10 protein-coding genes are annotated in these 15,143 nt (G+C 62.4%); 2 read left to right on the forward strand and 8 right to left on the reverse strand.

The genetic code is table 11. From position 1 onward, the window contains the following. Positions 1 to 331: 331 nt before the first annotated feature. Positions 332 to 1,303, reverse strand: a complete 972-nt coding sequence (locus tag B071_RS17830; RefSeq protein ID WP_018527628.1) for a glycosyltransferase — start codon at positions 1,301 to 1,303, stop codon at positions 332 to 334. Continuing rightward, the gene (locus B071_RS0113660) at positions 1,300 to 2,184 is read right to left on the reverse strand and encodes an FkbM family methyltransferase (RefSeq protein WP_018527629.1); all 885 of its coding nucleotides are present in this window, start codon (positions 2,182 to 2,184) and stop codon (positions 1,300 to 1,302) included. The genes B071_RS17830 and B071_RS0113660 overlap by 4 nt, the downstream gene beginning before the upstream one ends. A 313-nt stretch (positions 2,185 to 2,497) precedes the next feature. On the opposite strand from B071_RS0113660, the gene B071_RS0113665 reads away from it, so the two are divergent. Next, positions 2,498 to 3,316, forward strand: coding sequence for an inositol monophosphatase family protein (locus tag B071_RS0113665; RefSeq protein ID WP_438829738.1), 819 nt, complete (start codon positions 2,498 to 2,500; stop codon positions 3,314 to 3,316). 51 nt (positions 3,317 to 3,367) lie between these two features. Here the strand turns inward: B071_RS0113665 and B071_RS17835 are convergent, their stop codons facing one another. The 5 genes from B071_RS17835 to B071_RS0113690 form a co-directional block, all read right to left on the reverse strand. Further along, positions 3,368 to 6,613 (reverse strand): glycoside hydrolase family 2 TIM barrel-domain containing protein, encoded by a 3,246-nt coding sequence (locus tag B071_RS17835; protein WP_083914998.1) that lies wholly within the window; start codon positions 6,611 to 6,613, stop codon positions 3,368 to 3,370. Next, the gene (locus tag B071_RS17840) at positions 6,528 to 8,837 is read right to left on the reverse strand and encodes an alpha-galactosidase (protein WP_018527632.1); all 2,310 of its coding nucleotides are present in this window, start codon (positions 8,835 to 8,837) and stop codon (positions 6,528 to 6,530) included. The genes B071_RS17835 and B071_RS17840 overlap by 86 nt, the downstream gene beginning before the upstream one ends. Then, positions 8,834 to 9,598: a carbohydrate ABC transporter permease gene (locus B071_RS0113680; protein ID WP_438829739.1), complete on the reverse strand. Its 765-nt coding sequence runs from the start codon at positions 9,596 to 9,598 to the stop codon at positions 8,834 to 8,836. The genes B071_RS17840 and B071_RS0113680 overlap by 4 nt, the downstream gene beginning before the upstream one ends. Before the next feature lie 97 nt (positions 9,599 to 9,695). After that, positions 9,696 to 10,424: a carbohydrate ABC transporter permease gene (locus tag B071_RS0113685; RefSeq protein WP_438829740.1), complete on the reverse strand. Its 729-nt coding sequence runs from the start codon at positions 10,422 to 10,424 to the stop codon at positions 9,696 to 9,698. A gap of 367 nt (positions 10,425 to 10,791) precedes the next feature. Next, on the reverse strand, positions 10,792 to 12,045 hold the full coding sequence (locus tag B071_RS0113690) for an ABC transporter substrate-binding protein (protein WP_018527635.1): 1,254 nt from the start codon (positions 12,043 to 12,045) through the stop codon (positions 10,792 to 10,794). Positions 12,046 to 12,363: 318 nt separating this feature from the next. On the opposite strand from B071_RS0113690, the gene B071_RS0113695 reads away from it, so the two are divergent. Then, positions 12,364 to 13,182: an AraC family transcriptional regulator gene (locus B071_RS0113695; protein WP_438829741.1), complete on the forward strand. Its 819-nt coding sequence runs from the start codon at positions 12,364 to 12,366 to the stop codon at positions 13,180 to 13,182. A gap of 33 nt (positions 13,183 to 13,215) precedes the next feature. On the opposite strand, the gene htpG is transcribed toward B071_RS0113695, so the two are convergent. Next, positions 13,216 to 15,090, reverse strand: coding sequence for a molecular chaperone HtpG (gene htpG / locus B071_RS0113700; protein WP_018527637.1), 1,875 nt, complete (start codon positions 15,088 to 15,090; stop codon positions 13,216 to 13,218). Between the last annotated feature and the right edge of the window lie 53 nt (positions 15,091 to 15,143).

The following is a 15,143-nucleotide window of genomic DNA, read 5'->3' on the forward strand; positions in this document are numbered from 1 at the left end:
TGGAGGAGCAGCGCGCCGGGGGCGGCGAGATTCTCGAGGCCCTGACGCAGATGCGGGAGATGACCGTCTCGGTCCAGGGCGGATCGGGAGAGATGAAATCGGGGAACGACCAGATGCTCACAGCCATGCGGAACGTGAGCGAGATCACCCTGCGCTCGCGCGACGCCATGGACACGATCATCACCAGCGTGGAGCAGATCAGCGCCGCCATCGGCGACATCTCCAGNGTGAGCGACGTGAACCACTCCCAGATCGAGGAGATCCTCCGCGCCACGGGGGAGCTCAAGCTGGCTTCTTCGTCGAAGAACACCCCGGGCGGGGAAGAACCGGGCTAGGGGCGTTTCCCCCGGCGGCGGCGAAGACGGCGGCGTAACTGGAGCGAGATCTGCCGGAACTGTGCGTGCAGACGCTCTCGCAGAGCCCGGTCCGCTTCGCTCTCGTCCCTGGCATCGTCGCGTTCGCGGTTCCTGACGCTGGTTATCAGGGCGGTAATTCCCTCGTCGGCCTGCAGCAGGAACCGGTCGAGCCTGGCCAGGATCGTCTCACCGGGGGCCTCTTCGCCCGCCACAGGGAGCTCGTCGTACCGGGCAAACTCATACTCGATCAAGTCGTCGCGAATCTCCCCCACCCAGCGCCTGTGCAGGTCGGTGTGGATCGCTTTCAGGGCGTAGGCGAGACGCCCCTCCTTCTCGAGGCGCCTCACGCTTACCTCGGCCCAGACCGAGGCAAGAAACTCCAGGGGCCGGTATTTTACCGCAGCCCTGCCGAAGGCGTGGTCCTCGCCCAGACGGATCGTCTCGTCGAACCCTCCCACGCGGCGGAAGAGACGCCGGCTCACGATGATGCAGAACCCCGAGGAGCGGGGCTCCGTTCTCAGGGTCAGGCGGGTTATGGTCGAGGCAAAACTGAAGAGCAACTTGTCCAGCGAAACCTCCGAGAGGGGTCTCGCCTCGCAGGTGGCAAAATCGATAAACCGTTCCTCGATCTCCTCGTGGGCCCTCCGCAGAAACCCCGGGGGCAACCGCACATCGGCATCGACGAAGAAAAAGAACTCTCCCCTGGCCACGGCAGCACCGGCGTTGCGCCCCGCAGCGGGCATCCCCCCGGGAACAACCCGGCATTTTCTGCTCCGGGCGTACTCTGCCGTCCCGTCGGTAGAGCCGGCATCGGCCAGAATCACCTCGTAATCGGAAAAATCCTGTTCCTCCAGGCTGTCAAGCAGGACCGGAAGGTAGCGGGCCTCGTTCAGAGCAGGAACGATCACGCTGATCGCGGGCGAGGGCGCCGGGGGCAGGTTCCTCATGAGGGCAGCACCCGGCCGATCCCGGCGCGATCCAGAAGCGGGGCGAAGCGCCCGGAAANGGCGATGATATTCCAGATGCGACAGTCCCCGAAGGTCTCCTCCCCGTAGAGCCGCCGGTCACTGTTCCGGTAGAGTCCAAAGATCTGGTGATATCCGGCACGGCGCAGCAGCTCCAGAAGTTCGCTGCGGTCGTANCCGGCGTGGGCCGTATTGATGCAGGAATACTCCATCACCACGGCCGGGGCCGCCTCGCGAAGCGTCTCCAGGGCGCCCTCCAGAACCGCCCGCTCGGCGCCCTCCACATCGATCTTCACCACATCGGGCGGGGGCAGGGGCGGTCCCTCCAGGGTGGGGAGCGCCTCTTTCAGAATTCCCGCCAGGGCTTCCCCCAAAGGCCCCTGCCGACGGGAATCGTGCTCCCCGCCCCCCCCGGAATCCTGACGAAGGAGGCCGGTGAAACCATCCAGAGGCAACACCGTCACCTCTTCCTGCCCCGTCACGGCGAGATCGTACCGCTGCAGATCCTCGCGGGGTCTCGCGTGGACGGACGAGAAGGTGTCATCNCTGTAGATCTGGAGCATCGCCTTCCCTGCCCGCGCTCCCAAGGCGCAGGGCACAAGGGTGAAGGCCTCCAGATCTGCCCGGGAGGAAACCCGCCGGAGCAGCCGTTCCCGGGCAGCCCGNCCCGGCTCGAAGGCGATCACCCGATGGGGGTTCCGTGCAAAGGGCAGGGTGAGCTCGCCGTCGTTGGCGCCGATATCGTAGATCACCGCCCCCCCTGAGGGNANAGCCCCCACCAGCTCGTTCATCCAGTAGCGCAAATTTTCGTGAATGTCGTCGTAGCCGTCGATTCCGGCCTGTTCCCCGCTGGAGCTTTTCATGGCACCGATTCTACCAGACCAGGGAGTCCTTGCCAAAGCCCGCGCCTGTCAGAGGCCCGACCTTGCCAAAGCCCGACCGATAGAGAAGAATGACGCCATGACAGACACGGACACACTCTGGAAAATTGAGGAGTCGATTCCGGCCTGTTCCCCGCTGGAGCTTTTCATGGCACCGATTCTACCAGACCAGGGAGTCCTTGCCAAAGCCCGCGCCTGCCAGAGGCCCGACCTTGCCAAAGCCCGACCGATAGAGAAGAATGGCGCCATGACAGACACGGACACACTCTGGAAAATTGAGGAAATCCGGGACCTCATGGTGGCGGCGGGGAAGATCGCCCTGAGCCATTTCGAGGCCCCGGCAACAGAATACAAGGCCGACCACTCCCTGGTTACCGCTGCCGACCGGGAGATNGAACAGTTCTTTACGGANCAACTCCGGCCCTCCCCGGAGACCGGTACAACCCTCCTGGGNGAAGAGACCTGGGAGAAACTGGACGCCCGGACCCGGGAGAACCTCTTCCGNGGAGCCACCTGGGTGGTGGACCCCATCGACGGGACCGCTCCCTACGCGAACCACCTCCCTTCCTGGGGCATCTCCCTGGGGCTCCTCCTGGAAGGACGCTTCGCCGAGGGGGCGATCTTCCTCCCCTGCTCGGGGGAGCTCTTCATTACCCGGAAGGGTCTCGTTCTCTACGAGCAGGGCCCCCGGGATCCCCGGGGATGGGCCTTCGAAAACCTCCAGCCCCTGGCAGCGCCGGAGCGGCCCTACCGTCCGGGGGGAATGGTGGCCCTGCCCCACGAGATCGCCCGTACCACCCGCTTTCCCGGACCAAACCCGATACAGGTGAACGGCTGCGCGGTCTATTCCCTGACCAACCTCTTTCAGGGCAACTATCTTGCCTACATCGCAAAAATCCGGCTCTGGGACGTGGCCGGGGCGATCCCCATGCTCCAGAACCTGGGCTTTCTGATCCACTTCGCCGATGGCCGNGCGCTGGGCCCCTCCGTCACNGACCAGGACTGGGTTCTGGATCCCCGGGACCCGAACCTCTGGAAGAGCAGGGGACGCCTCTATACGGCCCGCTCACCGGAGACTCTGGAAGAGATCCGCCGGATCTACCAGACCCCCTGAGACAGCGGGCGGTTCCCCCGGGCGGCCCTGAGCCGGTCCGGGGGAANCGCTTCAGCAAAACCTCACGTAGACCCGCCAGGAGAAGGCCCCTCCCCGGCAGCGATACCGGGGAGCGCAGTCGGGACCGCAGGACCCCGTGCCGAGCCCCCGGTGAAAATGATCCACGATCAGGACCGTCTGATCCCGGGGGGTAACCTGCCAGGTGTGCGTAAGCTCGTCGAGATCTTCCGGCGCCGTAGCCAGNGCGGAAAAATGNAAACTCTCCCCCGCCGGAGCGGCTACCTGGAANGCCTTTCCGGACTCGCCCCCCAGGATCTTCACGAAACGGGTTCCGCTGTGCCCCCCGTGCTCCTGGGGGAGGATGTANGGAACGTACTGGTCGGCCACGGAACTCTTCCACAGCCCCAGGGGGTATCCCGCAGACCGGTCGGGATAACTCTCCTGGGGCCCCCGGCCGTACCACTCGACCCTGTCGTAGGAACCGGGGAAATCCAGACGAAACCCTACCCGGGGAAGGTCGGGAATCTCCCCGGAAAGATCCAGGGAAAGGGCCAGTTCGTACCAGTCCGGATTCCCCGCCCGGCCGTTCTCACCGCAGCAAGGCCCCAGGAAGAGCTGCGCGCTCCCCAGCTCTTCTCCCCGGGAGTTCCTCAGAAGTCCGCGCAGCTCCTCTCTCCCTCCCTCACGGGAGAGCTCCCACTCGGCAGAAACCCGATCCAGCCCGAAGCGATACCAGATCTCTCCCGGCTTCTCCTCCTGAGCGGGCATGCCGCGAATCAGATCGTTATCGGTGGGCGCCCGCCAGAGGGCCGGCAGGGGCCCCGCCAGCAGGTCTTCCCCGTCCAGCGAGAGACGGGGCTGCCCCCCGTCGTCCAGAACAAGAGAAAGAGCCCGAGNAGGAGCATCTTTCAGGGTCGGGGGCANCCATTCCCCACCGATACTCCACTGTTCCCACCCCAGCTGATGGCCCGGGGGAACCAGGTCGGTTCCCTCCTCGTTCAGGAGGCGCACCGTCAGAACGATCTCACCCGGAGCGGTCAGGGGACGGCCCACGGTAACATCCCGGAACTGCCCGGGCTCCAGCCGCTCCAGGGAGAGCTTCCCCCGGAACCGTTCCTCGCCCTGANAGGAGAGAATCCACTCCAGAGCGGTCTTCCTGAGGGGGAGAAAATCGTACTCGTTCCGTATCCGCACAGTCCGAACCCCCGCCACGGATGAATCCTCCTCACCGGAAAGCTCGAACGAGACGGGCTGGAAAAGCTTCCTGAACTCCCACATCGCCGGGTGGGGCTCCCTGTCGGGCCAGACCAGGCCGTTGATGCAAAAATCCCGGTCGTTTGGTTCGTCANCGTAGTCTCCCCCGTAGGTCCAGTAGGGAGTTCCCCCGGGAGTCCTCTCCAGAAGCCCCTGATCCATCCAGTCCCAGATGAACCCCCCCTGGAGCCCCGGAACACGGTGAAACGCCTCGGCGTAATCGGCGAGGCCACCGTTGGAGTTCCCCATGGCGTGGGAATACTCGCAGAGAATCAGGGGCCGGGGGTCAGCCTTTCCGGCATCGCTCTCGGCCCAGGAGGTGATCTCCTCCACCGAGGCGTACATGGGGGCGATCACATCGGAGGCCGCCGCCCCCCGGAAGAAGTGATACCTCCCCTGCCCCCACTCGCCCCGCTGGGCCCCCTCGTAATGAAGCGGCCTGGTGGGGTCGGCGTGACGAATCCATCCCGCCAGGGCATCGTGGTTGGGGCCGTACCCGCTCTCGTTCCCCAGGGACCAGAGAATCACGCTGGGGTGGTTTTTATCGCGCTGGACCATGCGCATACCCCGATCCAGGAAGGCAGCCGCGTATCGGGGATCACGGCAGATCTCGTTATAGTAATGGTGGGCCTCGATGTTCGCCTCGTCCACCAGATAGAGCCCGTATTGATCGCACAGATCGTACCAGTCGGGGTGGTTGGGGTAATGGGCTGTCCGGACCGCGTTAAAATGAAACCGTTTCATCAAGGCGATATCGGCGATCATGCTCTCCCGACTCACCACCTTTCCCGTCTCCTGATCGTGCTCGTGGCGGTTCACGCCGCGCAGAAGCACCGCTTTTCCGTTCACCAGAAGCTCCCGGTCCTTCACACAGACCGTCCGGAACCCTGTCCAGAGCGAGGAACTCTGCGCATCGCCCCCCTCCCCCTCCACGGTTACATCCAGACGGTAAAGGTAGGGCTCCTCGGCGCACCAGAGGGTCGGCGCGGGAACATCCAGAATCAGGCGGGCCCGGTTTCCCCCGGTGGGATCATCCTGGAGATGGCCTCCGGAGCCGTACACACCCGATAGTTCCCGCACCTCCCGGGCCACCAGGGGGAGCGCCTCNCCATCCGGAAGAGATCCCTCGCCCCCGTCCCTCCGGCAGGGGCCAAAGAGAGAAACCTCCACACGGCACGAGGGAGCCTGGAGGCGCACCGCTTCGGCAGGGCGATCCTCACCCCGATCCGTCCTGCAAAGCAGAACCTCTCGGGCCCTCCCTACCTCCAGATCCACCTGCAGACNCTCCTCCCCGGGATCGGGCCGGGCACAGAGATCCTGCAAAAACAGGGGAGGCGTTGCGTAGACCAGAACGCTCCGGTGAATCCCCGCCATCCACCACTGGTCCTGATCCTCGATATAGCTGGCATCGCTGTAGCGGACAACCATGATCAGCAGATGGTGCTCCGCCTCGAGCCCCCGGGCATTCACCGCCCCGGTGATNTCGAACTCGCTCTCCATNCGGGAATCCTTGGAGATGCCCACCAGCTCGCCGTTCACCCAGACCAGGGCGACGCTCTCGGCCCCCCCCAGGTACAGAACCATCCGCTGCCCCTCCCATTCCCGGGGCACCGAGAGGGATCGCTGNTAGAGTCCGCAGGGGTTTTTCTCGGGCAGGTGAGGCGGCGGTTCCTGCCAGGGCATGGCAATATTGGTATAGTGGGGTTTGTCAAAGCCCTGGCGGGTCCAGTTTGAGGGAACGGGAATCGTCCCCTCCAGAGAATCGTGGCTCCCTCGGCCATCCCGGGTCAGNAGAATTGCCCCCGCCCGCTCCAGNGCTTCCCGGGGAGTCCCGAAGAGCGCGAACTCCCACGTTCCATCCAGGGAAATCCGGTCCCGGGGAATCAGNGCCGGTCGCCCGGGGAGACGGCCCAGGCCGGTGAACTCGGGCCGCGCCCAGGGCCGAAGTGTTTCCAGATCAATCACGATGCGCTCCTTGTGGTTCCTTGCTGCCAAGCTCTTCTCCCGATGAGACGATCTCCCAGAGGGTTCCCTGGTAATCACCCCGGGCTGGAGGCAGATCGAGCCCCTGCCCCCGCAGAGCCGCGCCCGAAACGGGACCGGGAAACGCCCCCCGGGACGAGCCCGCCAGGACCCTCACCCGGTAGCTCCGCTCCTCCTCAAGCCCCGGCACAACCAGTCGCCGTACACCGGGGTTTCCCCCGGCCAGGACCTGCACATAAAANACCAGTGCCCGCTGCCCGTCGGGAGCGATCGCCGCCCAGGCCCAGTCGTTGCCCCCCTGGCACAGCCGGACAAAACGGGCCCTCCGGAAAAACCTCCTGTTCCTCCGGTAGAGCTCGGAAAAGCTCCGGTAGACGCACCGGTCCTCCTCGCTCTCCCGGGCCAGATCGAGTTCGTAACCGTAGTTAAAGGCCAACGCCGTGATCGCCCGAAGCGAAGCCGGCGTGACCCGCCCCACCTGATGGTTGGGCACAGCCGAGACGTGAGCCCCCATCGTCTCGGGGGGAAAGAGGATACTCGTACCCCGCTGAATCTCGAGGCGCTCGATCGCATCGGTCTGATCGCTCGTCCAGAACTGGGGGGTCCAGGCGAGCATTCCGTAATCAAAACGACCCCCGCCGCCGGCGCACCCCTCGATCAAAAGATCGGGAAACTCCTCCGTGATGGTCTCCAGAATCCGGTAGAGCCCCAGAATGTAGCGATGCATCACCTCCCCCTGGCCATCGGCAGGAAGGGAAGCCGAGGCGGCCTCGCTCATGGAACGGTTCATGTCCCACTTGAGATAATCGATCGGTGCTGACCCAACAATCTGGCGAATCACCCCGATCAGGTGATCCACCACCTGGGGATTCGCCAGATCCAGAACCAGCTGGTTCCGGGCCAGGGTAGGCTGGCGTCCGGCAATACCCATGACCCACTNGGGATGCTCCCGGAAAAGATCGCTCCCGGGACTCACCATCTCGGGCTCTATCCACAGGCCGAATCGAAGCCCCTGACGGTGCACCGCCTCGGCCACAGGCCGGAGACCCCGGGGAAACTTTTCCCCATCGGGGGTCCAGTCACCCAGAGACGAGGTATCGTCGTGACGGCCGCGAAACCACCCGTCGTCCAGAACCAGCAGCTCCGCCCCCACCCGGGCCGCTTCCCCGGCCAGGGCAGCCACTTTCTCGTCGTTCACATCGAAATAATGGGCCTCCCAGGTATTTGCCACGATGGGCCTGTCCCGGTCCCGCCAGGCCGGTGGCAAAAGGGCCTCCCGGACAAAGCGGTGGAACCCCTCGCTCAGCCCGTTCAACCCCCGATCGGAACAACCCAGCAGGCAGAGGGGCGTCTCGAAGGACTCCCCCGGGTCGAGGCGCCAGGAGAATCCCAGAGGATTTATCCCCGCCTGGAGCCGCACCTGTCCGTACTGATCCACCTCGACCTGGTGGCGGTGGTTGCCGCTGTAGACCAGGGAGAGTCCCCACAGGGTTCCCCGATCCTCGCCGGAACCGGGCTCGGCCAGAGCCACAAAGGGAGCGTGCTGATGCCCCGACGCCCCTCCCCGGCTCTCCACAAGCTGCACCCCCGGCCCCAGGGGCCTTCGGTGGAGGGAGCGTTCCCGGGCCCAGGCACCGTTCAGGGTAATCATCTCCAGGGGCCCGGCAGGCAGATCCACCGAAGCCGAAGCCGCCGCCTCGAGCTCTACCCGGGAGCTCCCGCTGTTGGTGATCCGGGCCCACCGCAGAAGAACCGGGATATCACCGGCCAGGGCGTAGAAAAGCGACACCTCTANCCCCCCGGCAGGATCAGCGCAATCGACCCGAAGCACCTCCATATCCTGGTGCCTCACCCAGGGAAGCCCCCGGGGCCGAAGAGCGTGTATCTCCCCGGGGTCCCGATATATTTCGTACCCCCGATATTCCAGGGAACCCGCCCGGGTGCCGTCGGGACGACGGACTATCCAGGCGGGGGCCCGCAGCTCCCCCGTCCCCCAGGAGGGATACTCCCGGGGCAGCAGATCCGGTGAGAAGAGCCCCTCGCCGGACCTCCAGGGGAGGGTCGTCATGTAATCGGCCCGGCCCGGCAGAGGATGATCCCCCGCCTCGTGGGGGCCCCAGTAGCGGGACGAGACCCAGGTGCCGTCCACCACTTCCAGCTCGTACCGTATCGGCCTGCCCCCCTGCAGGGGCCTGCCGCAGAGCAGGGAAAAGATCGGCCCCCGCCGCTCCCCGTCACCCTCCCGAAGGGTGATCAAACCGCCCGTTCCGGAAAGATCCTTCATTCTTTTACCCCTCCAAAGGTGAGACCCGCGATAAACTGGCGCTGCAGCACAAAGAAGACCAGCACCGACGGGAGAGCAGCCACCACCGACCCGGCGGAGATCAGGTTCCAGGCGATAGACCACTGTCCCCGCAGAGCCTGGAGCCCGAAGGTGACCGGCCGGGCAGCATCGCTCTGGACAAGGGTGAGGGCCCAGAAAAAATCGTTCCAGACAAAGGTGAAGAGCAGAACCCCCAGAGATGCCAGCGCCGGACGAATCAGGGGCAGGATCACCCGAAAGAAANCCCCCATCTCGGAGGCCCCCTCCATGCGAGCCGATTCAACCAGGGAAATGGGCAGATCGGCGATAAAGTTACGCAGAAAGAAGGTGGCAAACCCTATCTGAAAGGAGGTATGAAAGATGATCAGCGCCCGGAGCGTATCCAGGAGACCCAGATTTCCAAAAATGGTCCGCACGGGAATCATCAGAATCTGGAAGGGGACAAAGTTGCCGGCGATAAAGAGCGCGTAGAGGAGGATCCTCCCCCGAAAGCGGTGTATAGCCAGGGTGTACCCCGCCATGGCGCTGAAAAAGATCGCCATACAGACCGAGGGGATGGTAATAACCAGACTGTTGACAAAATAGCGCACCATGGGGCTGCGGGCAGGGTTGAAGACCTCGGCGTAGTTCTGGACCATCCGGAACTCCCTGGGCCACCCCCAGTAATTCCCGGCGATGATATCCTGGTTCCCCCGCAGGGAGGTCACCAGAATCGCTATCATGGGCAGNAGCCAGAGCAGAAGCACCAGGGGAACCGCCAGATGGTAGACCACCCGCACGATCCGGGGGGTTCGTTCTATCGGTGTTGGAAACACAGCATTACCTCTCGTTTTTTACGACTGTCCGCAGAAAGAGGGCGATAAAGATCGACATAATCAGAAAGAGCACCACGGCGATCGCCGCGCCGTAGCCCATGTTAAAATTAAAGAGGGCCTCGTTGTACATCTGATAGGCCAGGACGTTGGTCCGGCCCCAGGGGCCGCCCCCGGTCATGATTGCAATAAGATCGAAACTGCGCAGGGCCCCCACGATCGTCACCACGAAGGCCACAAAAGAAGCCCCCCGCAACTGCGGAATAATCACGTGCCAGAGCATCTTCAGCCCCGCAGCCCCGTCTATGCGGGCGGCCTCCACCACCTGGGCGTTCATGCTGGTGAGCCCCGTCAGGTAAAGGATCATGCAGTAGGCCGTCTGGGGCCAGAGGTTGGCCGCGATCACGGCGTAGGTAGCAAGGCGCTCGTGGGCCAGAACGGGAATGGGCCTCAGCCCCAGAGAGCGAAAGACCGCTGCGAGCAACCCCAGATCGGGGTTATAGAACCAGGAAAAAACGAGACCGATCACCACCAGGTTTATAACGAAGGGAAAAAAGAAGAGGGACTTGATCATCCGTATTCCCCGTATGTTCTGATTCAGAAAGAGCGCCAGAGCGAGNCCTCCCAGGGGGGCCAGCATCATCACCACGAGCCAGCGGATATTATTGGCCAGAGAGATATGGAAGCGGTCATCACCCAGGAGTCGCTCGTAGTTTGCAAGCCCCGCCCAGGTCATGGGTCCGAAGCCGGACCAGTGATGCAGGCTGATCCAGAAGCTCTGGACCACGGGCCACAGCACAAAGACCGTAAAAAGAAAGAGCGCCGGAGCAAGAAAATAAACCGGTGCGAAGCGGTACTGCGCACGCAACCAACGGTATTCGATATCTTTATTCACACATAACCTCTACAGAACAGAAAGATACCCGAAGCGGGAACCGGCCCCCTGGGAGGGATACCCGGGTATCCCCCCAGGGAGCCTTCGGTGTTTCACCCGCACGGCATGGGCCGTCGGCACCAGGCCGGACGGCGCAGGCCATCCGGCATCGACTATCGGCATCAACCGTCACATCATCCATCAAGCGTCAGCCGGGNGGCGCCAGCGATCACCGGCTGAAAATCTCCTCTCGCCGTCTGTCCAGNCGCTGGAGGATTCTCTCGAGCCGATCGGGATTCACCATAAACTCCTGGAACCCCTCCATACCGTGGCGGGCCATCTCCTCGCTGGTATCCCGATCGTAGAACTGGGCCAGCCCGTCGGCTGCGTTGAGCATCTCGAACCCCTTCAGCACGAAGGGATCCCGGGGCGGGGGAGAATCCCGGTGGGGAGAAATATTACCCGTGGCCGCAGCAAACTGCCCCAGCACATCGGGACGGGCCGCAAAAGCGAGAAACCGCCGCGCCCCTTCCTTATTCCGGGCACCCGAAGGAATATGGTAGGTCTCGGTGGGCGCATCCTCGTAGATCCCTACAGAGGGGTCGATCACGGGAAACTGGAAGAACCCCATCTTGTCGCCGATTCCCGCAGCTTCCATGTCGGGTATGATGAAGTTCCCGATCAGGTACATGGCAGCGGTGCCGTTGATCAGCGGGGCCTGCGCCTCCTGCCAGGAGTAGCTCGCGTGATTCGCCAGAAAGAACTCCCGATCTATCAGGTCCTGCCAGACCTCGAAAACCCGGGCCAGTTCGGGATCGAGATACGAAGCTTCCCCAGCCATGAGCCGCATATGGTACTCGTAGCCNTTGATCCTCAGGTTGAGATAATCGAACCACCCCGCCGTGGTCCAGAGGTAGCGCGTTCCGATCGTAACGGGGGTGATACCCTGACTCTTCAGGACCTCTCCCAGGGCGATAAACTCATCCCACGTTTCGGGAACCTCCAGGTCGTGCTCGGCAAAGATGTCCTTCCGGTAGTATATGCCCCACTGGTAGTATCCCCAGGGAACCCCATACTGCCGACCATCGACCGTCGCGGCCAGCTTCGACGAGGCCATGGCACGATGAAGATCATTATCGGCCCAGACATCGCTGATATCATCCAGAAGCCCCTGGTCGACAAAATACTTCATCCGCTCCCCGGCGAACCANAGGGCCACGTCGGGGGGATCGGCCACCAGAAAGTTACGGATCGCCGTCTTGTAGGCCTCGTGATCGAAGGTGTTGACCACCACGTCCAGATCGGGATTTTCCTTTCGGAACTGTTCCACCACCTCGGCAAAGGCCGCCCGTGGCGCCGGGTCGGACAGGTTCGAGTTTATCACCAGTCTGCTGGATCGATCCTCCTTCTGACCACCCCCAAAGGCAACTCCCGCTGCCAGGGTAACCAGAACCAGTACCGCGAGGGTTCTGCATCGTCTCATTCTCTGTATCCTCCTTGGTTGGTATCCTCCGTCATTCTCCTGTCACGCTGTTCCCCGGTCAATCATAATATTTTCCGGAACTTTCACATTATTCAGGAAAAGCAAGAAAGAGCATNAAAGACCTCTTTTTTGCGCGAAAAAACCCGTATAAATGTATATTTATGCATTCAAGATGGTTAAACCCTGAAAATAATACCCCGGAAGAGGAGTGGAGCGTATCACAATAGTGGGGACTGTTGTAAAATACTCCGGTCAGGAAGAATTATTGTGGAAAATCAGCACGAGCGGGGCCGCCGGGACGGTGAGTTTGTCCTGGGTATGCCCTCGGAGATAGCCAATGAACTCCCCTACCAGCTGGTCGGTGCGGGGTGTGATTTTTTCCAGTACCCCGTGAAACGCCCCTTCGGGTTCCCCGCCTTCCAGTGGATACAGACCATCTCCGGTGCGGGCAGGCTCGATCAGGGCCAGAGCTCGCACACAGCCCGCCCGGGGGAGGGGTTCCTTCTCTATCCCGACGAGCCCCACAGCTATCGGGCCCAGGAGGAGCCCTGGTACGTCCACTGGATCACCTTCAGCGGCTACCANGTGGGGGACATGCTCTCCTACCTGGGCATGGCCACCACCGCCTCCTACGGCGTGGCAGAACCCATGGCCCTGGCGGGCCATATCAGAAAAGCCCTGGGAATCCTCNCGAGCGACTACCCCCTCCGGGGAATAGACGGGTCCGTTGTGATCTACCAGTTAATGATGGATTTTTTCAAGTTTCTTCACCCCGCCGGGGGGACAAGTCACGATGCTCATGTGCGCCGTCTCAAACCGGCTCTGGACAGGATCGAACGGGAGATCCACCGCCCCCTGACCCTGGAAGACCTGGCCCAGGAGGTGGGCGTCACGCCCCAGTATTTCTGCGAGCTCTTTAAATCGATCACCCGGTACCGCCCCACGGAATACATCAACCAGCGTCGGGTGGAGCGGGCCAAGAACCTCCTCCTGAGGAATCCCCTGGACAAGGTCCACGACATAGCCCGCCAGGTGGGGTTCGAGAGCGACAGCTACTTTTCCAGGGTCTTCCGGAAGTACGAAGGCGTGAGCCCCCGCACCTACCGGGAAACCAACGGCCCCCTGGGGGACGCCTGAAGGCCCCCCGGGGAGCTTCCGAAAGGGGCCGCCCTAGGCGAGCCCCTGCTCCATAACACGGTTGAGGCGCTTTACAAAGTCCGCCGGGTCCTTCACGGGGGAGCCCTCCACCAGCAACGCCTGATCCAGCAAGAGGAAGGCCGCATCGGCAAAGCGATCCTCATCGGACAGTTCCTTCATGCGCAGCACGATGGCACTGTCGGGATTGACCTCCAGAATCGGCTTGATCTCGGGCAGGTCGGTCTGCCCCATGGCTTTCATCATCTGGGCCATCTTCATGGTGGGGTCGCTCTCGTCCACCACGATACAACTGGGGCTGTCGGCGAGACGCACCGAGGTGACTACGTCCTTTACCCGGTCTCCCAGAACGGCCTTCATCCGCTCCAGCAGCGGCTTCAGGGCCTCNTCCTTTTCCTGGTCCTTCTCGGCCTCCAGGTCCTTGCCCGCATCGGAGCGGTTTACCGACTTGAGCTCCACCTCCTGGTAGGTTCCGATCATGGGNACCACCAGTTCATCCACATCGTCGGCCATGATCAGGACTTCCAGATCCTTCCTGCGGTACGCCTCGAGGAGGGGAGAGTTGCGGAGAGTCTGCTCGTTGTCACCGGTGATGTAGTAGATCGCCTTCTGATCGGGCAGCATCCGCTCCTTGTACTCGGCCAGGCTCGTCCACCCCTCGACCTTGGTACTGCGGAACCGCACCAGCTCCAGCAGGGTGTCGCGGTTGGCGAAGTCCGAATAGAGCCCNTCCTTCAGGGGGCGGTTATAATGCTCGACGAAGGAGAGCCAGCGCTCGCTGTCCTCCCGGGCTATCCGGGCAAACTCTCCCAGAACCTTCTTCACCGAACTCTCCCGGATCTTCGTCATAACCCGGTTCTGCTGGAGGATCTCNCGGCTCACGTTCAGGGGAAGGTCCTCGGAATCGATCACCCCCCGGAGAAAGCGCAGATAGGTGGGCATAAGATTCTTCTCGTCGTCGGTGATGAAAACCCGCTTCACGTAGAGTTTCACCCCCGGCCGATAGTCAACCTGGTACATGTCCAGGGGAGCCCGGGAGGGAACGTAGAAGAGCGTCGTATACTCCATGGTTCCCTCGGCGCGGGTATGGAGATGCATCAGGGGGTCTTCCCCGTCGTGGCTGATCGTCTTGTAGAACTCGTTGTACTCTTCGGGGGTAATCTCGTTCCTGGGACGCTTCCAGAGCGCTGCGGCGGTGTTGATCTGTTCCTCTGCGGGAGCGGAGCCCTTCTCCTTGCCCTCCTCGTCGTACTCGGCCTTCTCGTAGTGGAGAAAGATGGGGAAGGCGATATGGTTCGAGTACTTCTTCACGATCTGCTCAATCTGCCAGCGAGAAGCGAACTCGCGCCCCTCTTCTCCCAGATGAAGGGTCACGGTGGTACCACAGCTCTCACGCTCGGCAGGGGTGATCTCGAACGCTCCCTGGCCATCGCTCACCCACTTCCAGGCGGTCTCTTCACCGGCTTTTCGGGTGACCACCTCGGCGCGGTCGGCGACCATGAAGACCGAATAGAAGCCCACCCCGAACTGACCGATCAGGTTGGAGTCCTTTTTGCTGTCCCCCGTAAGGTTTCCCAGAAAGGTCCTGGTCCCGCTCCGGGCGATCGTCCCCAGGTTCTCTACCAGATCTTCCTGGTTCATGCCGATTCCCGTATCGCTCACGCTCAGGGTTTTCTCGTCCCCCTCCTCGGAGAAGGTGATATCGATCCGGGGATCAAAGGAAAGGTTCTTGAAGGAATCATCGGTGAGCGTGAGATACTTCAGCTTGTCCAGGGCATCGCTGGAGTTGGAAATCAGTTCCCGCAGAAAGATCTCCTTGTGGGAATAAAGGGAATGGATGATAAGATGAAGTAACTGGTTTACTTCTGTTTGAAATTGATGCTTCGCCATGGAACGTCTCCTGTGAGTTTGGAATTACCTATTCTTTGGATGCACCGTAATAT

Origin of the sequence: Alkalispirochaeta alkalica DSM 8900, assembly GCF_000373545.1 — a bacterium.
Taxonomy (GTDB): domain Bacteria; phylum Spirochaetota; class Spirochaetia; order DSM-27196; family Alkalispirochaetaceae; genus Alkalispirochaeta; species Alkalispirochaeta alkalica.

Coding starts and splice junctions, on each gene's coding strand:
- B071_RS17830 (WP_018527628.1), bottom strand. CDS start 1,303: ATGAGGAACCTGCCCCCGGCGCCCTCGCCCGCGATCAGCGTGATCGTT.